Here is a 23,696-nt window from a genome sequence, read left to right as displayed (position 1 = left end):
GCCTGAAACGGGCGTTTGACGCTCGCTTGCGTGGCATTCCCTGCGCGTTGACGGGAAGAATCGAACCAAAATGGGTTGGAATGTGAGTAAGGTGCAGACTGTTGCACCAATATAGTGCGCAATGCGCGAGGGCGTTAGAAGAACCGCAGGAAAGGGTTTTTCGGTTCGGGGGGCTTGTCCTTGAGCGGGCACTCGGGGCGCACGCCGTAGTCGTCCTTCGCGCAGGGTTTGACCTGGCGCTTCTGCGCCAGGGATATCCGCTGCATGTGGAACGGCTGGTTGGCGGTGCGCTCGACGGTGCGTCCCTGGCCGTCGAGGATTTCCACCGACAGGTTGTGGCTGCCGCGGTCGATGTCGCTCAGCGGGAACACCGGACTGGGGCCGGGTTCGCCGGTGGCCTGGCCGTCCAGCAGCAGACGGTAGCGGTGGCCCGGTTGCAGGCCGGGTTCGCTGGTGACGCTGACGATCAGTTCGCCGGCGCTGCTGCGGATGGTCGCGTCCGGTTCGGGGATCAGCACCCGCAGCATGTCGTAGCGGAACGCCGGCGGCTCCGGCGCCGGGTTTTTCGTGCTGCTGGATGGGTTGCCGGCGGATGTGGCCGGCATGCGGTTGCTGGTGGTCAATTGAACCCGCTTGGCGTTGCCCCGCGGCTGATCGGTGTAGACCCGGTTGCCCTGGGCATCGGTGTAGGTGAACACCTCGGCCGATGCGCCGAACGCGATCAGCGTCAGGCAGAGGGCGAGCAGCGGGCGGATCATGGCTTGTGCACCCGCTGCACGGTGAAGGTCACCGGCGGGCTCTGCTGGATCACCGACTGGCCGTCGATCACCTGCACCGCGAGGCGGTGCTCGCCCCGATCCACGTTCACCAACTGCAGGGTCGGCAGGTTGCTGGGCTGGCCATAGGGTTCGTCATCGAGCAGCAGCCGCAACTGGTGCGCCGGCCTCAGGCGCGGCTTGATCAGCACGCCGACGGTGAAGGTGCCGTTGTTGGCGCGCAGGGCCTCTTCGTTGGGCAGGCCGGTCAGCTCCAGGGTTTCATACGCGCTGCGGGCGGGTTCGCGCGTGGCCGCATCCGCGGGCGGTGCGGCGGGCGGTTGGGCTCCGACCTGGTTGAGCGGCGGCAGCTCCACCGGCTGCGACGGCACGCCCTGCGGGGAATGGTCGCTGTAGACCGTGTGGCCGTTGGTGTCGGTGTACTTGTAGATCTGCGCGGCGGCGGGCAGGGCGATCAGCAGCAGGAGACAAAGGAAGGTACGACCCATGGCATCGACCGGATTCGAAAGCGATGGGGTGCAGCATAGGCCAGTCGCGGCGGTTGGCCCAATCCGGGACATGTCCTGGCGCAATTCCCTGTGGGAGCGAGCCTGCTGGAGGGTGTCGTCGGGGCAACAAAAAAGGCCTCCCGAAGGAGGCCTCTCTTGTGTCGCGCCGCGCGGGGCGGCGCCACCGGATCAGCAGCTGTAGTACAGCTCATATTCCAGTGGGTGCACGAAGGTGCGGACCTTGATTTCCTCTTCGGACTTCAGCGCGATGTAGGCGTCGATGAAGTCGTCGGAGAACACGCCGCCCTTGGTCAGGAACGCGCGGCCCTTGTCCAGCTCTTCCAGGGCTTCCTTCAGGCTGCCGCACACCTGCGGGATCTCTTTCGCCTCTTCAGGCGGCAGGTCGTACAGGTTCTTGTCGGCGGCGTCGCCTGGGTGGATCTTGTTCTGGATGCCGTCGAGGCCAGCCATCAGCAGCGCTGCGAAGGCCAGGTACGGGTTGGCGGCCGGATCCGGGAAACGGGCTTCGATACGACGGCCGCGAGGGCTGTTGACGTAAGGAATGCGGATCGAGGCGGAACGGTTGCGGGCCGAGTAGGCCAGCATCACCGGGGCTTCGAAGCCTGGCACCAGACGCTTGTAGGAGTTGGTGGCCGGGTTGGTGAAGCCGTTCAGGGCCTTACCGTGCTTGATGATGCCGCCGATGAAGTACAGGGCGGTGTCGGACAGGCCGGCATAGCCTTCGCCGGCGAAGGTGTTCTTGCCGTCTTTGGCGATGGACATGTGCACGTGCATGCCCGAGCCGTTGTCGCCGTACAGCGGCTTCGGCATGAAGGTCGCGGTGCGGCCGTAGGCGTCGGCAACGTTGTGCACGACGTATTTCAGGGTCTGAACTTCGTCAGCTTTTTTCACCAGGGTGTTGAACTTGACACCGATTTCGTTCTGGCCGGCGGTCGCCACTTCGTGGTGGTGGACTTCGACGGTCTGGCCCATTTCTTCCAGGGCGTTGCACATTGCGGTGCGGATTTCGTGGTCGTGGTCGAACGGCGGAACCGGGAAGTAGCCGCCCTTGATGCCTGGACGGTGGCCTTTGTTGCCGCCTTCCACGTCCTGGTCGGACATCCACGAGCCTTGCTCGGAGTAGATCTTGAACATCGAGCCGGAGATGTCGGACTTGAACTTCACTTCGTCGAAGATGAAGAACTCGGGCTCTGGACCTGCGAACACGGTGTCGCCGATGCCGGTGGACTTCAGGTATTCCTCGGCGCGGCGGGCGATGGCGCGCGGGTCGCGGTCGTAGCCCTGCATGGTCGAAGGTTCGATGATGTCGCACACCAGGATCAGGGTCGGCTCTTCGGTGAACGGATCCAGGACGGCGGTTTCGTCGTCCGGCATCAGGATCATGTCGGAGGCTTCGATGCCTTTCCAGCCAGCGATGGAGGAACCGTCGAACATCTTGCCGACTTCGAAGAAGTCATCTTCCAGCGCATCGCGAGCCGGCATGGTCACGTGGTGCTGAGTGCCTTTGGTGTCCGTGAAGCGCAGATCAATCCACTTGACGTCATGATCTTTGATGAGTTGAACCGACTTCGACATAGTGTCCTCCGGGTGGCTTAGGGCGGTAATGGATGCCCTTCTGTATTGGTGATGCCGGCGCGAATACTCTGCCAAGGCAACCTGCCTCACAAGGGAGCAAATTGCATGCCAGTGCCCCAGCATGGGTTTTTTGCCCCAAATTCACGCTTATAAAGGTGCAGGGCGCCGAAACGGCGAAAATCCCGCCCTCTAATGTAGCGTTGGAATCCGAAAACGACCCGTTTTGGTGCACGCAAAACCTTCTGCACATTAACTGGTTAAACCTTGAGCAATTTCCGCTATAATCCGCGCCCCACTTTTTCAGGCTGGCGTTGCGCGCGCAGTTTTCATGAAACTAATCGTAAAAGTCTTCCCCGAGATCACCATCAAGAGCCGCCCTGTCCGGATGCGTTTCATCCGCCAGCTGGCCAAGAACATCCGTGCCGTGCTCCGCGATCTGGATCCGGCCGTGGTGGTGAACGGCGTGTGGGACAACCTCGAGCTGGAAACCCGCGTCACCGATCCCAAGGCCCTGAAGGAGATGGGCGAGCGCCTGAGCTGCATGCCGGGCATCGCGCATTTCCTGCAGATCGACGAGTACCCGCTGGGCGACTTCGACGACATCGTCGAGAAGTGCAAGCAGCACTACGGCGACGCGCTGGCCGGCAAGATCTTTTCGGTGCGCTGCAAGCGCGCGGGCAAGCACCCGTTCAGCTCGATCGACGTCGAGAAGTACGTCGGCAGCCAGCTGCGCCGTCAGTGCGGCGCCGCCGGGATCGACCTGAAGAAGCCTGAAGTCGAAGTGCGCATCGAAGTGCGCGACCAACGGTTGTTCGTCATCCACGGCCAGCACAACGGCATCGGCGGCTACCCGCTCGGCGCCCTGGAGCAGACCCTGGTGCTGATGTCCGGCGGCTTCGACTCCACCGTGGCGGCCTACCAGATCATGCGCCGCGGCCTGATGGGGCACTTCTGCTTCTTCAACCTGGGCGGCCGTGCCCACGAATTGGGCGTGATGGAAGTCGCGCATTTCATCTGGAAGAAGTACGGCAGCTCGCAACGCGTGTTATTTGTCAGTGTGCCGTTCGAGGAAGTGCTGGGCGAGATCCTCGGCAAGGTCGACGACAGCCACATGGGCGTGGTGCTCAAGCGCATGATGGTGCGGGCCGCGTCGAGCATCGCCGACCGCCTGCACATCGACGCGCTGGTCACCGGCGAGGCGATCTCCCAGGTGTCGAGCCAGACCCTGCCGAACCTGTCGGTGATCGACTGCGTCACCGAGAAACTGATCCTGCGTCCGCTGATCGCCAGCCACAAGCAGGACATCATCGACACGGCCGACGCCATCGGCACCGGCGACTTCGCCCGGCACATGCCGGAGTACTGCGGGGTCATTTCGGTCAACCCGAAGACCGCCGCCAAGCGTTACCGGGTCGAGCACGAAGAGAAAGAATTCGACATGGCGGTGCTCGAGCGTGCGCTCGAGAACGCCAGGCTGGTGCCGATCGATCGGGTGATCGACGAATTGGGCCAGGACTTGCAGATCGAAGAAGTCGGCGAAGCGCTGGCCGGCCAGATCGTCCTCGACATCCGTCACCCGGATGCCGCCGAGGACGAGCCGCTGGAGCTTCCCGGCGTAGAGGTACAGACGATGCCGTTCTACGCGGTGAACGCTCGTTTCAAGGAACTGGACCCAACCCGCCAGTACCTGCTGTATTGCGACAAAGGCGTGATGAGTCGCCTGCATGCCCACCATCTGCTCAGTGAGGGGCATGCCAATGTGCGCGTTTATCGACCGAGCTAAGTGCCCGGGGCTGTTTGCCTGTGGCCTGCGTCACCGGCCCCCCGACACCGCCGTCAAGCTGTAACGGCCATGCCGGACACTACTGTCAATCGCTGCCATGACTTGTCAGCACACCGAATCCTCTGATCGAGATACACACGTGATCGAAAATCTACGCAACATCGCCATCATCGCCCACGTTGACCACGGTAAAACCACCCTGGTCGACAAACTGCTGCGCCAATCCGGCACCCTGGAGCGCAACGAGCTCAACGACGAGCGCGTGATGGACTCCAACGACCAGGAAAAAGAGCGCGGCATCACCATTCTGGCGAAGAACACCGCCATCAACTGGAACGGCTACCACATCAACATCGTGGACACCCCGGGCCACGCCGACTTCGGCGGCGAAGTAGAGCGCGTGATGTCCATGGTCGACTCCGTGCTGCTGCTGGTCGACGCCCAGGACGGCCCTATGCCGCAAACCCGCTTCGTGACCAAGAAGGCCTTCGAAGCCGGTCTGAAGCCGATCGTCGTGATCAACAAGGTCGACCGTCCGGGCGCGCGTCCTGACTGGGTCCTGGACCAGATCTTCGACCTGTTCGACAACCTCGGCGCCACCGACGAACAGCTGGACTTCAAAGTCGTCTACGCCTCGGCCCTGAACGGCATCGCCGGTCTGGACCACACCGAGATGGCCGAAGACATGACCCCGCTGTACCAGTCGATCGTCGACAACGTTCCGGCTCCGGCCGTTGACCGTGACGGTCCGTTCCAGATGCAGATCTCCGCTCTGGACTACAACAGCTTCCTGGGCGTGATCGGCGTGGGCCGCATCGCCCGTGGCCGCGTCAAGCCGAACACCCCGGTCGTCGCCATCGACACCGAAGGCAAGAAGCGCAACGGCCGCATCCTGAAGCTGATGGGTCACCACGGCCTGCACCGCGTTGACGTCGAAGAAGCCGCTGCCGGCGACATCGTCTGCATCAGCGGTTTCGACGAGCTGTTCATCTCCGACACCCTGTGCGACATGAACAACGTCGAAGCGATGAAGCCGCTGACGGTCGACGAGCCGACCGTTTCCATGACCTTCCAGGTGAACGACTCGCCGTTCTGCGGTAAAGAAGGCAAGTTCGTGACCTCCCGCAACATCAAGGAGCGTCTGGACAAAGAGCTGCTGTACAACGTTGCCCTGCGCGTTGAAGAAGGCGACTCGGCCGACAAGTTCAAGGTCTCCGGCCGTGGTGAGCTGCACCTGTCGGTTCTGATCGAAACCATGCGCCGCGAAGGCTTCGAGATGGCCGTGGGCCGTCCTGAAGTGATCATCCGCGAAGTCAACGGCACCAAGCAGGAGCCGTTCGAGAACGTGACCATCGACATCCCTGAGGAATCCCAGGGCAAGGTGATGGAAGAGATGGGCCTGCGTAAGGGCGACCTGACCAACATGGCGCCGGACGGCAAGGGCCGTGTGCGCCTGGAGTACAACATCCCGGCTCGCGGTCTGATCGGTTTCCGTAACCAGTTCCTGACCCTGACCAACGGTGCAGGCATCCTGACCTCGATCTTCGACCGCTACGACACCATGAAGTCCGGCCACATGTCCGGCCGTCTGAACGGTGTTCTGGTGTCGGTCGAGACCGGCAAGGCGCTGACCTACTCCCTGGAAACCCTGCAGGCGCGCGGCAAGCTGTTCGTCGAGCACGGCCAGGAGATCTACAACGGTCAGATCGTCGGCCTGAACAGCCGCGACAACGACCTGGGCGTCAACCCTACCAAGGGCAAGAAGCTCGACAACATGCGTGCTTCGGGCAAGGACGAAACCATCGCCCTGGTTCCGCCGGTCCGCTTCACCCTGGAACAGGCCCTGGAGTTCATCCAGGATGACGAGCTGTGCGAAGTCACGCCGAAGTCCATCCGTCTTCGCAAGAAGATCCTGGACGAAGGCGAGCGTACCCGCGCTGCCAAGAAAGCCAAGGCTTGATCATCTAGCCTGAGCTGAAACGAAAACGCCCCCGGTCGAAAGGCCGGGGGCGTTTTTGTTTGTTCGCAATTTGTGCGGTGTCTGTGTCGGCCCCATCGCTGGCAAGCCAGCTCCCACAGGGTTCGGCGGTGTTCGCGGAAATGGCAGGCCACCGCAAATCCTGTGGGAGCCAGCCTGCTGGCGATAGCGGCCGATCAGTCGCTACAGAAATCAGAACCGCTCGATGTTGCGCGACTGCCGCTCGCGCTCCACTTCCTTGGGCTTGTACGCGCAGTAGCCCGGGCGCGGGCCGATCTTGGGGTGGTTGCGGCAGGTGTCCGGGCGCTTGTCATAAATGGTGCACAGCCGGCTCTTACGATCCAGGTAATAGCAGTCGTTGTTGCTCATGCGCTGGAGAGTGAAGATCCCCGACTTCTGGTTGAAGCGCTCGACCAGCCCTTCCTTCTGCAGACGCTTGGCGATGTTCTTCGGCGGCTCGCCCAGCTCGAACTCGTCGACCACGCCGATGCGCACCAGATCCTTGATCTTGACCTCGACCGGCAGCGTGCAGCAGCTCGACACGCAGGAGCCGCACATCGGCGCCGAATATTTGGCCCAGGTCTCGAGACGGTCGATCTCGGCGGCGGCGATCAGGTTGGGCTTCATCATCGGTGTTTACCAGGCGTAGGCATCAGGGCGCGCGATCATACCGGGAGCGGTGGATTTTTGAACAACCTTTCGCCGGTTTTTTATCGGGCAGCGCCGTTGTCGCAGCGGTTCGGCACGGCCCCTGCATCGGATGCGTCGCGCGTTCGACGATTGCCAGCACCGGAAAAACAGCCGAACCAGAGCCGCCGCCGTCGGTCAGACCGACTAGGCTCTGACCATTCCCCGCTCGCCCGAGGTCCTATCGATGACTCAAGAACCGCTAGTTCGCGAAGCTGAAGTGGCCGCATTCCGCGACGCCGTCCTGACCAAGCTCACCTATGCGGTGGGCAAAGACCCGGATCACGCCTTCGACCACGACTGGTTCGAAGCCATCGCCCTGGCGGCGCGCGATCACATGGTCGAGCACTGGATGGACCACACCCGGCAGATCTACCGCAAGGGCCAGAAGCGGGTGTACTACCTCTCGCTGGAATTCCTCATCGGCCGCCTGCTGTACGACAGCCTGAGCAACCTCGGCCTGCTCGACGTGGCCCGCGAGGCGCTGACGGAACTGGGCGTGGACCTGGAGCGCATCCGTATCCTGGAGCCCGACGCGGCGCTGGGCAACGGCGGCCTCGGGCGGCTGGCGGCGTGCTTCATGGAGAGCATGTCGACCCTGGGCATCGCCGGCCACGGCTACGGCATCCGCTACGAGCACGGCCTGTTCCGCCAGGCCATCGTCGACGGCTGGCAGCAGGAGCAGACCGAGCATTGGCTGGACTTCGGCAACCCGTGGGAGTTCGAACGGCCGGAAGTCGTCTACTCCATCGGTTTCGGCGGCAGCGTGGCCACGGTCACCGACGCGAGCGGCAAGGCCAAGCAGGTCTGGTCGCCGTCGGAGACCGTGCGGGCCATCGCCTACGACACCCCGGTGGTCGGCTGGCGCGGGGCCAGCGTCAACACCCTGCGCCTGTGGCGGGCGCGAGCCATGGAAGACCTGCACCTGGAGCGCTTCAACGCCGGCGACCACCTGGGCGCGGTGGCCGAAGTGGCCCGGGCCGAAAGCATCTCCCGGGTGCTTTACCCGGCCGACAGCACCGAAGCGGGGCAGGAACTGCGCCTGCGCCAGGAATACTTTTTCGTCACCGCCTCGCTGCAGGACCTGCTGCGGCGTCACCGCAACATGCACACCTCGGTGCTGACGCTCGGCGATCACGCCTCGATCCAGCTCAACGACACCCACCCCTCGATCGCCGTCGCCGAACTGATGCGCCTGCTGGTGGACGTCTATGACGTGGCGTGGGACGCGGCGTGGCAAGTCACGGTCGAGACCCTGTCGTACACCAACCACACGCTGCTGCCCGAAGCGCTGGAGACCTGGCCGGTGGGCCTGATGGAGCGCATGCTGCCCCGGCATATGCAGATCATCTACCTGATCAACGCCCAGCACATCGATTCGATCCGGGCCAAGGGCATCCACGACTTCGACGTGCTGCGGGCGGTGTCGCTGATCGAGGAGGACAACGGCCGGCGGGTGCGCATGGGCAACCTGGCGTTCCTCGGCTCCCACAGCGTCAACGGCGTGTCCGGGCTGCACACCCAACTGATGCGCAAGACGGTGTTCGCCGAGCTGCACAAGCTGTATCCGCAACGGATCAACAACAAGACCAACGGCATCACCTTCCGCCGCTGGCTGTACCAGGCCAACCCGGAGCTGACCTCGATGCTGGTCGACGCCCTCGGCCCGCAGGTGCTGGACAACCCCGAGGAGCGCCTGCTCGACCTTGAGCCGTTCGCCGAGAAGGCTGCGTTCCGCAAGGCCTTCGCCGAGCAGCGGCTGCACAGCAAGAAAGCCCTGGCCTACCTGATTCACGAACGGCTGGGGGTCGCGGTGAACCCGGCGGCGATGTTCGACGTGCAGGTCAAGCGGATCCACGAGTACAAGCGCCAGTTGCTCAACCTGATGCACACCGTCGCGCTGTACCAGGCGATCCGCGCCGAACCTGAGGTCGACTGGGTGCCGCGGGTGAAGATCTTCGCCGGCAAGGCCGCGGCGAGCTACCACCAGGCCAAGCTGATCATCAAGCTGACCAACGACATCGCCCGGGTGGTGAACAACGACCCGACCGTGCGCGGCCTGCTGAAAGTGGTGTTCCTGCCCAACTACAACGTCAGCCTGGCGGAGAGCATCATCCCGGCGGCGGACCTGTCGGAGCAGATCTCCACCGCCGGCTTCGAGGCCTCGGGCACCAGCAACATGAAGTTCGGCCTCAACGGCGCGCTGACCATCGGCACCCTGGACGGCGCCAACGTGGAGATGTGCGAACGCATCGGCGCCGAGCACATGTTCATCTTCGGCCTGAGCGCCCAGCAGGTCGAGGCGCGCAAGCAGAACCACGAGTTCAGCGCCGTGCCGGACATCGCCGCGTCCCACCGCCTGAACGACGTGCTGCAGGCGATCCGCGGGGGGGTGTTCTCGCCGGACGACACCTCGCGCTACACCGGGCTGATCGACTCGCTGGTGGACTACGACCGTTTCCTGGTCTGCGCCGACTTCGATGCGTACTGGGAAGCGCAGCGGCGGGTCGAGGCGCTTTGGCACGACGCCGACAACTGGTGGCGCTCGGCGGTGCTGAACACGGCGCGGATGGGCTGGTTCTCGTCCGACCGCACCATCCGCGAATACGCCACGGACATCTGGAAAGCGCTGGAATAGCTTTTCGCGGGAATTGTGCGCAAGGCCCGGCGTTCGCCGGGCCGGGTCGATATACTGGGCGCCGTTTCAAAGGCAGTCCCGGGTCTTGCGGTTTCCCCTGCGGGGGTGAATTGCTGCCTAGACTGACTGGACTGCCGCATTCGCCCCGTGCCGGGGCCGCTTAGGGATATCGACCATGCAATGGATGTTCATGTTGATCGGGCTGGTGCTCGGCTGGCTGGCCGACGAGTCGTTCAGCGACGCGCTGCTGGGCGCGCTGCTGGGGCTGGGGATCGGCCAGGCGATCCGCATCGCCCGACTCGGCGCGCAGGCGGCGCAGCAGCAACGGCAACTTGAACAGGCCAACGCGGCGCTGCAGGCCGTGGAGCAGCGGCTGTTCCGGCTGGAGGGGGCTCCGGCCCAGGCCGTGCCCCCATTCAGCGAAGCCCCGGCCGATGAGGCCGCTGCGCAACCGGTCGCCGGGGCGCAGGCCGCGTCAGAACTTCAACCTGAGCCCCGACCTGAGCCTCGATTCGCGCCTCAGTCCGAACCCCGGCCGGTGCCCGAACTGGTCTGGGAACTGCCGCCTGAGCTTGAGCCCGTTCCTGTCGTCAGCCCAACGCTGGCGCAGGACGCCTGGCGCGCCGAAGCCGCCCCGTCCGAACCGCCAGCCCCTGCCGAGCCCCGTGGGCCGAACCTGATCGAGCGCGCCATCGGCGCCGCCCGCAACTGGCTGTTCGGCGGCAACACCGTGCTGCGGGTCGGCGTGGTGCTGCTGTTCTTCGGCCTGGCGTTCCTGTTGCGCTACGCCACCGAAGGCGTGGTGGTGCCGGTGGAGTTGCGTTACGCCGGGGTCGCGGCGTCCGCCTTGGGCCTGCTGGCGCTGGGCTGGTGGCTGCGGCGGCGCAACAGCGGCTATGCGCTGATGCTGCAAGGCACCGGGATCGCGGTGCTGTACCTGACGGTGTTCGCGGCGATGCGCCTGCATCCGTTGCTCGATCCGTCCGCGGCACTGGGCCTGCTGGTGGCGGTCACGGTGTTTTCCGCGATCCTGGCGATCACCCAGGATGCGCTGGCCCTGGCCGCCGTGGCGGCGCTCGGCGGTTTCGCCGCGCCGATCCTCACTTCCACCGGCGCCGGCAACCACGTCGCGCTGTTCAGCTATTTCGCCCTGCTCAACGCCGGCATCCTCGCCATCGCCTGGTTCAAGGCCTGGCGCCTGCTCAACCTGATCGGCTTCGTCGGCACCTTCGGCATTGGTTTCGCCTGGGGCGCCCGTTCATACACGCCGGAACTGCTGTGGAGCACCGAGCCGTTCCTGGTGCTGTTCTTCCTGATGTACCTGGCCATCGGCCTGCTGTTCGCCCGGCGCAAATTGCTGGACCTGCCGGACGCTCCGGCGGACGGCGACCGTGCGGCGCTGCTGCACTGGTCGGCGCGCAAGGGCGACTACGTCGACGGCACGATGCTGTTCGGCCCGCCCCTGGTGGGCTTCGGGCTGCAGCTGGCGCTGGTGCAGCACCTGGAGTTCGCCGCCGCGTTCAGCGCCCTGGCGCTGGGGCTGATCTACCTGCTGCTGGCCCGTGCACTGATGGGCGGCCGGGCGCTGCTGCTCGGGGAAACCTGCCTGGCGCTGGGCGTGATCTTCGCCAGCCTGGCGATTCCGCTGGGGCTGGATGCGCGCTGGACGTCCGCCGCCTGGGCGGTGGAAGGCGCGGGGATCTTCTGGCTGGGCCTGCGCCAGCAGCGGTTGCTGGCGCGGGGCTTTGCGCTGTTGCTGCAATTGGGTTCGGCGCTGGCGTTCCTCAGCGGGCTGCGCGCCGGTGAAGCCAGCCTGATCGACGGCGCGCCGCTGGGGGCGTTGATGCTCGGCCTGGCGCTGCTGTTCAGTTTCCATCAATTGCGCCAGGCCCCGGCGCCACAGACGCAGCCGTGGGAACGCTACGGCTTGCCGGTGCTGGCGTGCCTGGGCCTGACGTTCCTTTATCTGTTGGCGCCGCTGTTCTTCTTCGCCCACGGCACCGCGATCAGCTGGGCGCTGGCCGGGCTGGCGACGCTGTTCGTCGGCCTGCGCCTGCAATCGCGCACCTTCCTGTTCACCGCGTTCGCCGTGCAGCTGCTGGGCGGCGCACTGTTCCTGCTGCGCCTGCAAGGGGCCGGGGAAGACTCGGCGGCGGTGTTCAGCGCCGGCTGGAGCGGGCTGCTCGGCGCCTCGCTGATCGGGCTGGCGCTGATCGCCGGCATGCTGCTGGCGGCCCGGGACGACATGGTGCGCAGTGACGTGCGTCTGCTCCAGGGGCTGTCGGTGGTGCTGCTGGCGGGGCTGGTGCTGATCAACCTGGCGGTGCTGTTCGTCCTGCCGTGGCAGACGGCGAGCGCGGTGTGGGCGGCCAGCGGTCTGCTGATCATCTGGCTGAGCCTGTACCTGCGCCAGCCGGTGAGTTTCGTGTTCGGCCTGCTGTTGCAGGTGATCGGCGGGGCGGCGTTCCTGCTGGCCGGTCCCCAGTGGCTCGGGCCGCTGTCCGGCGAGGGCCTCAAGCCGCTGGCCCATGGCGGGTTCTGGACGCCGCTGGTGCTGGGCGTGGCCGCGCTGGTCGGCGCCTGGCGCCTGCAACTGGGCAATCACGCCTCGGCGTTCGACCGCTTGAGCCTGCATCGTCTGTCCGAGGTGTTGCTGGTGTGGGGCGCCGCCTGGTGGGCATTGGCTTGGGTCAGCGAAGTGCTGCGCTTTGCGCCGTTGCCTCTGCAGGCGACGCTGTTGCTGGCGGTGGCGGCGTTGAGCGTCGGTGTGTGGACGCTGCTGGCCGTGCGGTTGAAATGGCCGGCGCTGGGGTTGGTCTGCACCTTGCTGACGCCGGCGGCGGGTCTGGTGCTGCTCGCGGCCTGGCATTCGCGCTACCACCCGGCAGCGGAGTTCGGCTGGCTGGCCTGGGCGCTGGTGTTCGCCGTGCATTTCTTCAGCCTGCGGCGCCTGGCGCCGAGCCTGCCGGCCCGGGCCCTGAGCACGGCCCACGTGCTCGGTTGCTGGCTGTTGATCGGCGTGCTGGCGTTGGAGCTGCGCTACGGCCTGCTGCTGTTGTCCGAGCAGTACAACGCCTGGCGCTGGCTGGGCTGGGCGATCCTGCCGAGCCTGTACTTGCTGCTGATGGCGGCTCCGCGCGACTGGCCGTGGCCGGTGGCGGCGTTCCCCCGCGAGTACCGCGTGTACGCGGCGGCGCCGCTGGCGGCGCTGATGCTCGGCTGGTTCTGGCTGGCCAACGGGGTGAGCGACGGCAACGCCGAACCGCTGCCTTACGTGCCGCTGCTCAACCCGCTGGAGCTGGGCCTGCTGTTTGCGCTGTTCGGCGTCTACGTCTGGTCGCGCAGCGCCGTCGAGCGTCTGGCGATCCGCAAGGACTACGCCAGCCTCGCCGCGCAGGCGGTCGCCGGGGTGTCGCTGTTCGCCTTCGGCACGGCGCTGGTGACCCGCGCCGCCCACCATTGGGCCAGGATCCCTTTCGAGCTGGATCTGCTGCTCGAATCGATGCTGGTGCAGGCAGGCCTGTCCATCGTCTGGACGCTGATGGCGCTGGCTCTGATGATCGGCGGGCACCTGCGCCATCGCCGCGAGGTGTGGCTGATCGGCGCGGCGCTGATCGCGCTGGTGGTGGCCAAACTGATTTTCGTCGAATTGAGCAACCGTGGCGGACTGGCCCGGATCGTCTCGTTCATTGGCGTCGGCGTGTTGCTGCTGGTGGTGGGCTATTTCGCCCCGTTGCCGCCCAAGCGCGCCGAGGCCGCACCGGCGGCGGACAAGCCTGCGCCGGAAACCGAAGGAGTGTCGTCTTGAGTCGCAAGCTAAATCTGGGGTGGCTGATGCTGGGCGTGGCCATGACGGTCGGCGCCCAGGAAAAACCGGCGGACTTCGCCGTGCAGATCCCGTTGGCGGTCACCGGTGACGGACCGTGGTATCGCCTCGAGTTGCCGTTGAGCGCGCAATTGCAGGCGCGCCAGACCGACCTCAGCGATCTGCGGGTGTTCAACGCCGCCGGCGAGCCGCAGGCCTACGCCCTGGCCCGTGAATCGGCGCAGACCCGCGACGACGGCCAGTTGCACGACGTGAAGTGGTTCCCGCTGTACGACGCCGCCGACGCCCAGGAACGCGCGCCGAACGTGCGCATCCAGTCCACCACCAGCGGCACGCTGGTCGAGGTGCAGCCGTCCAGCCATCTGGAGGCGGGCGAAGAAACCCTGCGTGGCTGGTTGCTCGACGCCAGCGCGGTCAAGGCGCCGCTGCAGCAACTGATCCTCGACTGGAGCAGCGAGCGGGACGGCTTCCAGCGCTTTTCCATCGAAGCCAGCGACGATCTGCAGCATTGGCGCCCGTGGGGCGAGGGGCAGGTGGCGCGGTTGACCTTTGCCGACGAGCAGGTCGAACAGCACGAAGTGGCCCTGCCGGGCCAGAACGCCCGTTACCTGCGCCTGTTGTGGGATTCGCCGGCCTCGGCGCCGGCCCTCACGGCGGCCCAGCTCAAGAGCAGCGACCCGCGCCAGGTGCCGCTGCCGTTGGTCTGGTCGCAGGCGCTGGCCGGCACCCGCGGCAAGGCCGGCGAGTACACCTGGCAGTTGCCGATGGGGCTGAACGTCGAGCGGGTGCAGATCGAACTCAAACAGGCCAACAGCCTGGCGCCGGTGACGCTGGCCGGGCGCCGCGAAACCAGCCTGCCGTGGCAGACGCTGACCGGCGGTTTGCTCTACCGCCTGACCCAGAACGGCCAGGACGTGGTGCAGAACGAATTGCAGCTGTACGGGCAGACCGTCCAGCAACTCAGGCTGACGGTCGACGAGCGCGGCGGCGGTCTGGGTGAGCAGGCGCCGAGCCTCAAGTACGCGGTGCGCGCCACCCAAGTGATCTTCCTGGCCCGGGGCGAAGGCCCCTACAGCCTGGCGCTGGGCAATGCCGGCGTGAAGACCGCGAACCTGCCGCTGTCCACGCTGATCCCTGATTTCACTCCGGCGAAACTGGCGGCGCTGGGCAAGGCCACGGTGCAGGGCGAGGCGCTCGCGACCCGGACATCGACCGCCACCACCGCGGCGACGGCGGACACCAACTGGAAAAAGTTCGGGCTGTGGGCGGTGCTGCTGCTCAGCGTGCTGTTCCTGGGGGCGATGGCGTTCAGCCTGTTGCGCAAGCCGCCGGCCAAGTCCTGAGGTTGGCCGGTGCTGGGCGCCGGATCGCGGGCAAGCCCGCTCCCACAGGAAGCGGCGGTGTTCACTGGATTTGTGTCCACCGAAGATCCCTTGTGGGAGCGAGCCTGCTCGCGATGACGGCGGTATGGCCGACAGGAATCTCGGCCCGGTCGCGAAAACCGAGCCGCCGCCCGTCCCGTTTTCAATCTACGCTCAACCTCGTGCCTGAACTCTGTCCCGCCAATCCCGTCAGATGGCAGGAATTGCCCCGACGCACGTTTACGGGCGTCACCGCTCGCTAGGTTTCCAGACTCCCTGTAAACTGCGCGGGTTTTTCAGCCCCCCATTCCACCGGAGCCGTCCATGTCCCGCGTTACCCTGAGTCGCTATTTGATTGAGCAGACCCGCAGCAACAATACCCCTGCCGATCTGCGCTTCCTGATCGAAGTGGTGGCGCGTGCCTGCAAGGAAATCAGCCACGCCGTGTCCAAAGGCGCCCTCGGCGGCGTGCTGGGCAGCATGGGCACCGAGAACGTCCAGGGCGAAGTGCAGAAGAAGCTGGACGTGCTGTCCAACGAAATCCTGCTCGAAGCCAACGAGTGGGGCGGCCACCTGGCCGGCATGGCGTCCGAAGAGATGGACAATGCCTACCAGATCCCGGGCAAGTATCCTAAAGGCGCCTACCTGCTGGTGTTCGACCCGCTGGACGGTTCGTCGAACATCGACATCAACGCCCCGGTCGGCACCATCTTCTCGGTGCTGCGCTGCCCGAACGAATACCTGAGCCAGAACGAAAGCCTGAACGAGAAGGCCTTCCTGCAGCCGGGCACCCAACAGGTGGCTGCCGGCTACGCGATCTACGGCCCGCAGACCATGCTGGTGCTGACCCTGGGCGACGGCGTCAAGGGCTTTACCCTGGACCGTGAGATGGGCAGCTTCGTGCTGACCCACGAAAACATCACCATCCCTGAAAGCACTCAGGAATTTGCCATCAACATGTCCAACCAGCGTCACTGGGAAGCTCCGGTGCAGCGCTACGTTGAGGAACTGCTGGCCGGCGAAGAAGGCCCGCTGAAGAAGAACTACAACATGCGCTGGGTGGCAGCGATGGTCGCCGACGTGCACCGCATCCTGACCCGCGGCGGCCTGTTCATGTACCCGCGCGACAGCCGCGAGCCGTCCAAGCCGGGCAAGCTGCGCCTGATGTACGAAGCCAACCCGATGTCGTTCCTGGTGGAACAGGCGGGCGGCGCGTCCACCGACGGCCATCAGCGCATCCTCGACATTCAGCCTGAAGGCCTGCACCAGCGCGTGGCGGTGTTCCTCGGCTCGAAGGAAGAAGTCGAACGCGCCACGGCCTACCACAAGGCCTGACCCATGGACGCGCCCTGGCAGCCGTTGCTCGATTGGTGGTTCGGCCATGCCGGATCGGCGAGCGCAACATCGGCGCAAAAGGGCGCGTTGTGGTTCGGCAAACGCGACAGCCAAGACCTCGAAGCGCGAGAGCGTTTCGGGGTCTTTGTCGATCAGGCCCTGGCCGGCGGCTTGACCGGGTGGACGCAATGTCCCGAAGGTTGGCTGGCCGTGGTGCTGCTGCTCGATCAGTTGCCGCGCATGATCTATCGCGACACGCCCCAAGCGTTCTCCGGGGATGCCCGCGCTCAGAAGTTGGTTGCCCAGGGCATTACGGCGGATTTCGACCGGCAACTGAAGCCGATCCAGCGGGTGTTCATCTACCTGGTGTTCGAGCACTGCGAAAACCTTGCGGTGCAGAACGAGGCCGTCTCGAGGTTCATGGCGCTGACGGACGAACAGCCGCAGGCCGAGCGTGCGGTGTTTGCCGACAATCTGGACTATGCCGAACGGCACCGGAAGGTCATCGCCCGGTTCGGGCGGTTCCCGCACCGCAATGCGGTGTTGGGGCGGGAGTCGACGGCTGAGGAGTTGGCGTTTCTTTCGACGCCGGGTTCAAGCTTCTGAATCCGCTTCAAGGCCTCTGACGCCATCGTCGGATCGACGCCCGGAGCCAGGCCGCTCCCACAGGTTCCTGGGATGAACACTCATTGTGTATGCACCCGATAAACCGGTGGGAGCTGGCTTGCCGGCGATGGCGGTGGCGCCGCGCCTCAGATGCGGAAACTGCCCACCAGATGCTTCAAGCGCGCCGCCTGTTGCTCAAGATCGGAGCACGCGCGCAACGTCGCTTGCAGGTTCTCCACCCCTTCCTGGTTCAGCATGTTGATCTCGCTGATGTCGACGTTGATCGACTCCACCACGGCGGTCTGCTCTTCGGTGGCGGTGGCCACCGACTGGTTCATGCCGTCGATCTCGCCGATGCGCTGGGTCACGCTGCCCAGGCGCTCGCCGGCCTGGTTGGCGATGCCCACGCTGCTTTCGCTCTGGCGCTGGCTGTCGGTCATGATGGTGACCGCCTGACGGGCGCCGACCTGCAGCTCTTCGATCATCTTCTGCACTTGCTGCGCCGAGTCCTGGGTGCGGTGCGCCAGGTTGCGCACTTCGTCGGCCACCACGGCGAAACCGCGGCCCGCTTCGCCGGCCCGGGCGGCTTCGATGGCGGCGTTGAGGGCCAGCAGGTTGGTCTGCTGGGAGATGCTGGTGATCACCTCCAGGATCTGGCCGATGTTCACCGTGTGGCTGTTCAGGGTCTCGATGTTGCCGCAGGAATCGCTGATCTGCGCCGACAGCTGCTGCATCGCGTGGATGGTCTTGTCCACCACTTGCTGGCCGTCTTCGGCCTGGCTGCGCGCTTCGCTGGAGTGCTGCGAGGCGAGGGCGGCGTTCTGCGCGATCTCCTGGGCGGCGGCGCCCAGTTGGTTGATCGCCGCGGCCACGCTGTTGGTGCGCGAGGCCTGCTGGTCGGAGTTGTGCATCGACGAGTTGGAGGCCGCGACCACCCGCAGGGCGACTTCGTTGACTTGGCCGGTGGCCGAGGACACTTCACGGATCGAGGTGTGGATGCGCTCCACGAAACGGTTGAACGACAGGCCCAGGGCGCCGAACTCGTCGTGGCCGTGGATGGTCAGGCGCTTGGTCAGGTCGCCTTCGCCTTCGGCGATGTCGTGCATGGCGCGGCCCATGGTCAGCAGCGGCTGCATCAGGACGCGGATCAGCATGCCGAGCAGGGCGATGATGATCACCACCGCGATCACCATGGCGATCAGCGCCGAGGTGCGGAATTCGCTGAGCATCGAGAACGCGGTGTCCTTGTCCAGCACCAGCGCCACGTACCAGTCGGCCGACGGCACGCCGTTGACGTGGGTGAACGAGATCAGCTGGGTCTTGCCGTCGGCCTCGACTTCCTTCAGGCCGGGGCTGACGCTCGGCGCGCCGTCGGGATAGGCGTCGGACAGGCTCTTGAGCACCAGTTTGCTGTCCGGGTGGATCAGGATCTTGCCTTCGCGGCTGACGATGAACGCGTGGCCGTGGCCGCCGAAGTTCAGCGAGTTGATGATCGCGCTGATGCTGGACAGGTCGATGTCGGCGCCGGCCACACCGATCATCTGGCCCTGGCGCTGCACCGGGGTGGCGACGGTGATCACCAGCTTGCCCGACGAGGCGGCGATGTAGGGCTCGGTGACGATGGTCTGCTGGGCGGCGTTGGCCGCCTTGTACCAGCCGCGGGCGCGGGGGTCGTAGTCCGGTGCGCGGTTGCCGGCCGGCACCGAGAACATCACGCCGTCGGCGCCGCCGAAGTAGCTGAGCTGGAAATTGCCGGTGTAGGCGGGCAGGTCGATGATGCGCTTGAGGCTGGCCGGGGCGTTGCCGTCGGCGACGATCTGCTGGGACAGCGATTGCAGCAGCTGGATGCGGCTCTCCAGCCAGGTCTGGATGTTGCTGGTGGTCAGGCTGCCCAGTTCCTGCATCGACGCTTCGGTGCTGCTGCGCAGGGTTTCGCGCTGGCGATAGTCGTTGAACAAAATGAAACAGGCGAACGCAACGGCCACCACGAGGGCGGCAGCCAACAAGATCTTGTGGCTGAATTTCATGTTTCTGGTCATTAAATGAGCTACCGCGGAGGGCTGGTCAAGAAGGGGCGGCAATTTGCCACAGTCTCGGGCTTTGCGCTGCTCTTATTTCGACTGCTGCGCGTCAAAGATTAGGCCGTTTTGGCGAAAGGCGACGAAAGGCCCAATGGCCTTACAAAGTGTCTGATTTATCGGCAAAAGGCAGACGGGCGGGGCAACAAATAGCCTGTCCGGGAGGGAACCCGACAGGGGTTTTCTCTTCTAAGCTTCTGGTTGGCGCCAGGCCATCCCCCTTCCGCTCCAGGAGTTACACATGTCGCTGCGTTCTATCGCCTTGCTGTCGTTTTGCGTGCTGTTGGCCGCCTGCAGCAAGATCAATCAGGAAAACTACTCGAAGCTTTCGACCGGGATGGCCAAGGCCGAGGTGGAGACCCTGCTCGGCAAACCCACCGATTGCGCGGGTGCGCTCGGCATGTCCAGTTGCACCTGGGGCGACGAAAAGAGCTTTATCAGCGTGCAGTACGCCGGTGACAAAGTGTTGATGTTTTCCGGCCAAGGCCTGAAGTGAACCGGGGCCGCGCGCCCACGGGAGAAAAACAATGAAGCGGTTATTGCTTGTCCTTTTCGCCGGCCTGGTATTGGCCGGCTGCGCCACCACCGGTGAAGATCCGCTGGCGCCCAAGACAGTCCACAGCGTCAACCTCAAGCGCTACCAGGGCACCTGGTACGAGCTGGCGCGTCTGCCGATGTACTTCCAGCGCAACTGCGCGCAGTCCGAAGCCCGTTACACCCTCCAGCCCGACGGCAACCTCGCGGTGCTCAACCGCTGCCTGACGGAAGACTGGCAGTGGGAAGAGGCCAAGGGCACGGCCTATCCCCAGGTGCCGGGCAAGACCGACAAGCTGTGGGTCGAGTTCGATACGTGGTTCTCGCGGCTGATCCCGGGCACCGCCAAGGGCCAGTACTGGGTGCTGTACGTCAGCGATGACTACAAGACCGCCATCGTCGGCGACCCGAGCCGGCGTTACCTGTGGCTGCTGTCCCGCACGCCGACGGTCAACGGTGTGGTGCGCGAAGAGTTGCTGAGCAAGGCGCGCCAGCAGGGTTACGACACCACAAGGCTGATCTGGCGCACCTCGGACCGGCAGATGGCCAAGACTTCCAACTGACCGTCACCGCAAAACCGTTGTGGGAGCCAGCTTGCTGGCTCCCACAATTTTGATCGGCGTCAGCCCAGGAGCTCGCGCAGCACCTGGGTGAACGCCCGGGCGCTGTCCTCTTCTGCGGCATGCCGCCCGCCGCGTACCACCCACTGGCCGTTCACCATGACGTCGCACACCTGACGGTCGCCGCCGGCGAACAGCCAACGGTTGAGGATGCCGTCGCCCTGGGCGGTCGCCAGATACGGATCGTTGCCGTCGAGGGTGATCCAGTCGGCGCGCTTGCCGACCTCCAGCGCGCCGATCGGCTGGCCCAGCGCCTGGGCGCCGCCGTCCAGCGCCGCGTCGTACAGGGTGCGGCCGACCATCGGCTGATCCGCGCCGTACAGGCGGTTGCGCCGCTGGTCGCGCAGGCGCTGGCCGTATTCCAGCCAACGCAGCTCTTCCACCACGCTCAACGACACATGGCTGTCGGAACCGATGCCCATGCGCCCGCCCTGGGCGAGAAAATCCACTGCCGGGAAGATCCCGTCGCCGAGGTTGGCTTCGGTGGTCAGGCACAGGCCGGCGATGGCGCGGCTCTTGGCCATCAGCGTGACTTCGTCCGGATCGGCGTGGGTCGCATGCACCAGGCACCAGCGCGAGTCGACCTCGACGTTCTCGTACAGCCACTGCAACGGGCGGCGGCCGCTCCAGCTCAGGCAGTCGTCGACTTCCTTCTGCTGTTCGGCGATGTGGATGTGCACCGGACACTGTTTGTCGCTGGCCGCCAGCACGTCGCTGATCTGCTGCGGGGTGACCGCGCGCAACGAGTGGAAACACAGGCCCAGCGACTGCGCCTTCTGCTGGGCCAGCACCGGTTGCAGGCGCGCCTGCAGGTCGAGGTAGGCGTCGGTGCCGTTGATGAAGCGGCGCTGGCCGTCGTTCGGGGCCTGGCCGCCGAAGCCGGAATGGCTGTAGAGCACCGGCAGCAGGGTCAGGCCGATGCCGGCGGCGCCGGCGGCCTGGCTGATGCGCAAGGCCAGTTCGGCCGGGTCGGCGTAAGGCCGGCCGCTGGTGTCGTGGTGCACGTAATGGAATTCGGCCACCGAGGTGTAGCCGGCCTTGAGCATTTCGATGTACAGCTGGCGGGCGATGACGCCGAGTTGCTCCGGCGTGATTTTTCCGACGAGCCGGTACATCAGGTCGCGCCAGGTCCAGAAACTGTCGTTCGGATTTCCGGCCACTTCCGCCAGGCCGGCCATCGCCCGCTGGAAGGCGTGGGAGTGCAGGTTCGGCATGCCCGGCAGCAGCGGACCGCCCAGCCGTTCGGCGCCGTCTGCGGTGGAATCGGCCTGGACACTGGTCAGCACGCCATCGGCGTTGACCTCAAGACGTACATTGTTGGCCCATCCACTAGGCAGCAGCGCGCGTTCGGCAAAGAAGGCGGACATGGTTCAGCACCCCATCGTGTGTTATTTGTATATACATATACAGACGTTTGCCTGCCCGGTAAACTCCGGCAAGCTAGCAACTTTCACCAGACGAACAGGGATCCACCGTGCCGACTCCGCCACCCGTCTCTCCGTTGGCCGCGAACATGGGCGACAGTCCGGCGCCCTTGTACGCCCGCGTCAAACAGATGATCACCCAGCAGATCGACAGCGGTAACTGGCCGCCGCACTACCGCGTGCCGTCGGAAAGCGAGCTGGTCAGCCAGCTGGGCTTCAGCCGCATGACCATCAACCGCGCCTTGCGCGAGATGACCGCCGACGGCCTGCTGGTGCGCATGCAAGGCGTCGGCACGTTCGTCGCCGAGCCCAAGAGTCAGTCCGCGCTGTTCGAAGTGCACAACATCGCCGACGAGATCGCGTCCCGCGGCCACCGCCACACGTGCCAGGTCATCGTCCTCGAAGAGGAGGCCGCCGGCTCCGAGCGGGCGCTGGCCCTGGACATGCGCGAAGGGCAGAAGGTGTTCCACTCGCTGATCGTGCATTACGAAAACGACATCCCGGTGCAGATCGAGGACCGTTTCGTCAACGCGCTGGTGGCGCCGGAGTACCTCAAGCAGGACTTCACCCAGCAGACGCCTTACGCCTACCTGAACCAGGTCGCGCCGCTGACCGAAGGCGAGCACGTGGTCGAGGCGATCCTGGCCGAGCCGTCCGAATGCAAGCTGCTGCAGATCGAGAAGGGCGAACCCTGCCTGCTGATCCGCCGCCGCACCTGGTCGGGCCGTCAGCCGGTGACTGCGGCGCGCCTGATCCATCCCGGTTCCCGTCACAGTCTGGAAGGTCGGTTCCACAAATGAGTCAGATCAAGGTTTTACGTGCCGAAGGCTACCCGCGCATGCCCTGGAAGAACGGCGGCGGCAGCACCGAGGAAATCACCCGCGACGCCGGCGCCGGCCTCGACGGCTTCGGCTGGCGCCTGTCGATCGCCGACATCGCCGAGTCGGGCGGATTCTCCACCTTCGCCGGCTACCAGCGGGTGATCACCGTGCTGCAGGGCGACGGCATGACCCTGTGCGTCGACGGTGACGACACCCGCCCGCTGCGGCCCCTCGATCCGTTCGCCTTCAGCGGCGAGAGCCAGGTGTCCTGCACCCTGCTCGGCGGGGCGATCCGCGACTTCAACCTGATCTATGCGCCGCAGCGCTACAGCGCACGCCTGCAATGGCTGGACGGCGAGCAACGCTTCTTCAGCTCGGCGGGCACGGTGCTGGTGTTCAGCGTCAGCGAGCTTTTGCAGGTGCAGGTCGATGGCCGCACCGAGCAACTGGGTCGGCACGATTGCCTGCAGCTGGACGGTAACGCCGGGCTGGCGGAAGTCAGCGTCAATGCCGCATGCTGCGTGATTGAACTGACCGCACGTTGATCCTTTAACAACGGTGGCGAGAGAGCTTGCTCCCGCTGGTCCGCGAAGCGTTTCCCGAATCGGTCGGGAACCCTTCGGCCTCCAGCGGGAGCCGGCTCCCTCGCCATTTTTGTTTCGGTGTTCCTGTTTCCTGCGGCGCACCCATTTGTTACCGAACGCCCCAGCGTGGCGCAATGCCCCGCTCACGTAACAGCCTCCGACCTGCACGCAAACCCCACTCCCGAAAAATTTCATTCACGCCGCAGCCCTTGATCCAGGCGCTCTCCAGCTCTGCGCGAAGGTTTTCTTGAACGTCCCTTCAACAAGTTGGCCGCTTGATTGCATATGCTTGTATGTACAAGTAAAGACGTATGCGTATGAGTTGAAGGAAACTCTCCGCAGCGTCCACTGATTCGCTTGTCGTGCAGTGAAGCGCACAGGCCCGCTTGCCCACCGCCAGGGTTGGTTTGAATTGAATGCTGAGGAGTGTTTTTCGTGACTGACAAAAAGCCTACCAAGTTCCGCGACGTCGAAATCCGCGCCCCCCGCGGCAACCAGCTGACCGCCAAGAGCTGGCTGACCGAAGCGCCGCTGCGCATGCTGATGAACAACCTCGACCCG

General features: G+C 65.1%; 18 protein-coding genes and 1 pseudogene. 12 read left to right on the top strand and 7 right to left on the bottom strand.

All coding sequences use genetic code 11. The features are described 5' to 3' along the window. Positions 1-134: 134 nt before the first annotated feature. From CAG31_RS13420 to glnA, 3 genes are all read right to left on the bottom strand, one after another. Positions 135-758 (bottom strand): DUF4124 domain-containing protein, encoded by a 624-nt coding sequence (locus CAG31_RS13420; RefSeq protein ID WP_085581800.1) that lies wholly within the window; start codon positions 756-758, stop codon positions 135-137. Further along, positions 755-1,264: a DUF4124 domain-containing protein gene (locus CAG31_RS13415; protein WP_085581798.1), complete on the bottom strand. Its 510-nt coding sequence runs from the start codon at positions 1,262-1,264 to the stop codon at positions 755-757. Before CAG31_RS13415 ends, CAG31_RS13420 begins: the two co-directional genes overlap by 4 nt. Before the next feature lie 189 nt (positions 1,265-1,453). After that, entirely contained in the window at positions 1,454-2,860 is a 1,407-nt protein-coding gene (gene glnA / locus CAG31_RS13410) for a glutamate--ammonia ligase (protein ID WP_085581796.1), read from the bottom strand. Positions 2,861-3,188: 328 nt separating this feature from the next. Between glnA and thiI the strand changes: the two genes are divergently transcribed. Beyond that, positions 3,189-4,643 (top strand): tRNA uracil 4-sulfurtransferase ThiI, encoded by a 1,455-nt coding sequence (gene thiI, locus CAG31_RS13400; protein WP_085581792.1) that lies wholly within the window; start codon positions 3,189-3,191, stop codon positions 4,641-4,643. Between the two features lie 139 nt (positions 4,644-4,782). Beyond that, entirely contained in the window at positions 4,783-6,603 is a 1,821-nt protein-coding gene (typA, locus tag CAG31_RS13395) for a translational GTPase TypA (RefSeq protein ID WP_085581790.1), read from the top strand. A 210-nt stretch (positions 6,604-6,813) separates the two neighbouring features. On the opposite strand, the gene CAG31_RS13390 is transcribed toward typA, so the two are convergent. Then, a complete protein-coding gene (locus tag CAG31_RS13390; protein WP_085581788.1) occupies positions 6,814-7,251 on the bottom strand; it encodes a YkgJ family cysteine cluster protein in 438 nt (145 codons plus the stop codon). Between the two features lie 244 nt (positions 7,252-7,495). On the opposite strand from CAG31_RS13390, the gene CAG31_RS13385 reads away from it, so the two are divergent. From CAG31_RS13385 to CAG31_RS13365, 5 genes are all read left to right on the top strand, one after another. After that, the gene (locus CAG31_RS13385) at positions 7,496-9,946 is read left to right on the top strand and encodes a glycogen/starch/alpha-glucan phosphorylase (RefSeq protein ID WP_085581786.1); all 2,451 of its coding nucleotides are present in this window, start codon (positions 7,496-7,498) and stop codon (positions 9,944-9,946) included. A gap of 175 nt (positions 9,947-10,121) precedes the next feature. After that, on the top strand, positions 10,122-13,754 hold the full coding sequence (locus CAG31_RS13380; RefSeq protein ID WP_085581784.1) for a DUF2339 domain-containing protein: 3,633 nt from the start codon (positions 10,122-10,124) through the stop codon (positions 13,752-13,754). Further along, entirely contained in the window at positions 13,751-15,115 is a 1,365-nt protein-coding gene (locus tag CAG31_RS13375; RefSeq protein ID WP_085581782.1) for a DUF3999 domain-containing protein, read from the top strand. Before CAG31_RS13380 ends, CAG31_RS13375 begins: the two co-directional genes overlap by 4 nt. A gap of 342 nt (positions 15,116-15,457) precedes the next feature. Beyond that, positions 15,458-16,468: a class 1 fructose-bisphosphatase gene (locus CAG31_RS13370; protein ID WP_085581780.1), complete on the top strand. Its 1,011-nt coding sequence runs from the start codon at positions 15,458-15,460 to the stop codon at positions 16,466-16,468. A 3-nt stretch (positions 16,469-16,471) separates the two neighbouring features. Continuing rightward, complete coding sequence (locus tag CAG31_RS13365) at positions 16,472-17,074, top strand: DUF924 family protein (RefSeq protein ID WP_085581778.1); 603 nt, start codon at positions 16,472-16,474, stop codon at positions 17,072-17,074. Positions 17,075-17,220: 146 nt separating this feature from the next. Here CAG31_RS13365 and CAG31_RS28995 read toward each other — a convergent pair whose 3' ends face one another. Both CAG31_RS28995 and CAG31_RS28990 read right to left on the bottom strand, forming a co-directional pair. Beyond that, positions 17,221-17,985 carry a methyl-accepting chemotaxis protein gene (locus CAG31_RS28995; RefSeq protein ID WP_371856106.1) on the bottom strand — a complete coding sequence of 255 codons (765 nt, stop codon included), beginning with the start codon at positions 17,983-17,985 and terminating at the stop codon, positions 17,221-17,223. 93 nt (positions 17,986-18,078) lie between these two features. Continuing rightward, positions 18,079-19,101 (bottom strand): annotated as a pseudogene (locus CAG31_RS28990) (cache domain-containing protein); the annotation flags it as partial. Between the two features lie 292 nt (positions 19,102-19,393). On the opposite strand from CAG31_RS28990, the gene CAG31_RS13355 reads away from it, so the two are divergent. Continuing rightward, positions 19,394-19,648 (top strand): hypothetical protein, encoded by a 255-nt coding sequence (locus CAG31_RS13355; RefSeq protein WP_085581774.1) that lies wholly within the window; start codon positions 19,394-19,396, stop codon positions 19,646-19,648. A 31-nt stretch (positions 19,649-19,679) separates the two neighbouring features. Continuing rightward, the gene (locus CAG31_RS13350) at positions 19,680-20,249 is read left to right on the top strand and encodes a lipocalin family protein (protein WP_085581772.1); all 570 of its coding nucleotides are present in this window, start codon (positions 19,680-19,682) and stop codon (positions 20,247-20,249) included. Positions 20,250-20,308: 59 nt separating this feature from the next. Here the strand turns inward: CAG31_RS13350 and CAG31_RS13345 are convergent, their stop codons facing one another. Further along, positions 20,309-21,673, bottom strand: coding sequence for a formimidoylglutamate deiminase (locus CAG31_RS13345; protein WP_085581770.1), 1,365 nt, complete (start codon positions 21,671-21,673; stop codon positions 20,309-20,311). Positions 21,674-21,819: 146 nt separating this feature from the next. On the opposite strand from CAG31_RS13345, the gene hutC reads away from it, so the two are divergent. From hutC to CAG31_RS28435, 3 genes are all read left to right on the top strand, one after another. After that, complete coding sequence (hutC, locus tag CAG31_RS13340; RefSeq protein ID WP_170930015.1) at positions 21,820-22,530, top strand: histidine utilization repressor; 711 nt, start codon at positions 21,820-21,822, stop codon at positions 22,528-22,530. Next, positions 22,527-23,096 carry a HutD family protein gene (locus CAG31_RS13335; protein WP_085581766.1) on the top strand — a complete coding sequence of 190 codons (570 nt, stop codon included), beginning with the start codon at positions 22,527-22,529 and terminating at the stop codon, positions 23,094-23,096. Before hutC ends, CAG31_RS13335 begins: the two co-directional genes overlap by 4 nt. 474 nt (positions 23,097-23,570) lie before the next feature. After that, positions 23,571-23,696 (top strand): hypothetical protein (locus tag CAG31_RS28435; RefSeq protein WP_170930287.1); only part of this gene is annotated, 126 nt, incomplete at its 3' end.

It is taken from the genome of Pseudomonas sp. R25(2017), from assembly GCF_002112565.1.
Lineage (GTDB): Bacteria > Pseudomonadota > Gammaproteobacteria > Pseudomonadales > Pseudomonadaceae > Aquipseudomonas > Aquipseudomonas ekonensis.
Note: the sequence above shows the minus strand (reverse complement) of the source record. Positions and strands in the feature narration are given on the sequence as shown.

What these genes read in the sequence shown, in the direction of transcription:
- CAG31_RS13335 (WP_085581766.1), top strand. Translation starts at nt 22,527, where the DNA reads ATGAGTCAGATCAAGGTTTTACGTGCCGAAGGCTACCCGCGCATGCCC.
- CAG31_RS13390 (WP_085581788.1), bottom strand. Translation starts at nt 7,251, where the DNA reads ATGATGAAGCCCAACCTGATCGCCGCCGCCGAGATCGACCGTCTCGAG.
- glnA (WP_085581796.1), bottom strand. Translation starts at nt 2,860, where the DNA reads ATGTCGAAGTCGGTTCAACTCATCAAAGATCATGACGTCAAGTGGATT.
- CAG31_RS13355 (WP_085581774.1), top strand. Translation starts at nt 19,394, where the DNA reads ATGTCGCTGCGTTCTATCGCCTTGCTGTCGTTTTGCGTGCTGTTGGCC.
- CAG31_RS13420 (WP_085581800.1), bottom strand. Translation starts at nt 758, where the DNA reads ATGATCCGCCCGCTGCTCGCCCTCTGCCTGACGCTGATCGCGTTCGGC.
- CAG31_RS13365 (WP_085581778.1), top strand. Translation starts at nt 16,472, where the DNA reads ATGGACGCGCCCTGGCAGCCGTTGCTCGATTGGTGGTTCGGCCATGCC.
- thiI (WP_085581792.1), top strand. Translation starts at nt 3,189, where the DNA reads ATGAAACTAATCGTAAAAGTCTTCCCCGAGATCACCATCAAGAGCCGC.
- CAG31_RS13415 (WP_085581798.1), bottom strand. Translation starts at nt 1,264, where the DNA reads ATGGGTCGTACCTTCCTTTGTCTCCTGCTGCTGATCGCCCTGCCCGCC.
- CAG31_RS13345 (WP_085581770.1), bottom strand. Translation starts at nt 21,673, where the DNA reads ATGTCCGCCTTCTTTGCCGAACGCGCGCTGCTGCCTAGTGGATGGGCC.
- CAG31_RS13370 (WP_085581780.1), top strand. Translation starts at nt 15,458, where the DNA reads ATGTCCCGCGTTACCCTGAGTCGCTATTTGATTGAGCAGACCCGCAGC.
- CAG31_RS13350 (WP_085581772.1), top strand. Translation starts at nt 19,680, where the DNA reads ATGAAGCGGTTATTGCTTGTCCTTTTCGCCGGCCTGGTATTGGCCGGC.
- CAG31_RS13385 (WP_085581786.1), top strand. Translation starts at nt 7,496, where the DNA reads ATGACTCAAGAACCGCTAGTTCGCGAAGCTGAAGTGGCCGCATTCCGC.
- hutC (WP_170930015.1), top strand. Translation starts at nt 21,820, where the DNA reads ATGGGCGACAGTCCGGCGCCCTTGTACGCCCGCGTCAAACAGATGATC.
- CAG31_RS28995 (WP_371856106.1), bottom strand. Translation starts at nt 17,985, where the DNA reads ATGCACAACTCCGACCAGCAGGCCTCGCGCACCAACAGCGTGGCCGCG.
- CAG31_RS13380 (WP_085581784.1), top strand. Translation starts at nt 10,122, where the DNA reads ATGCAATGGATGTTCATGTTGATCGGGCTGGTGCTCGGCTGGCTGGCC.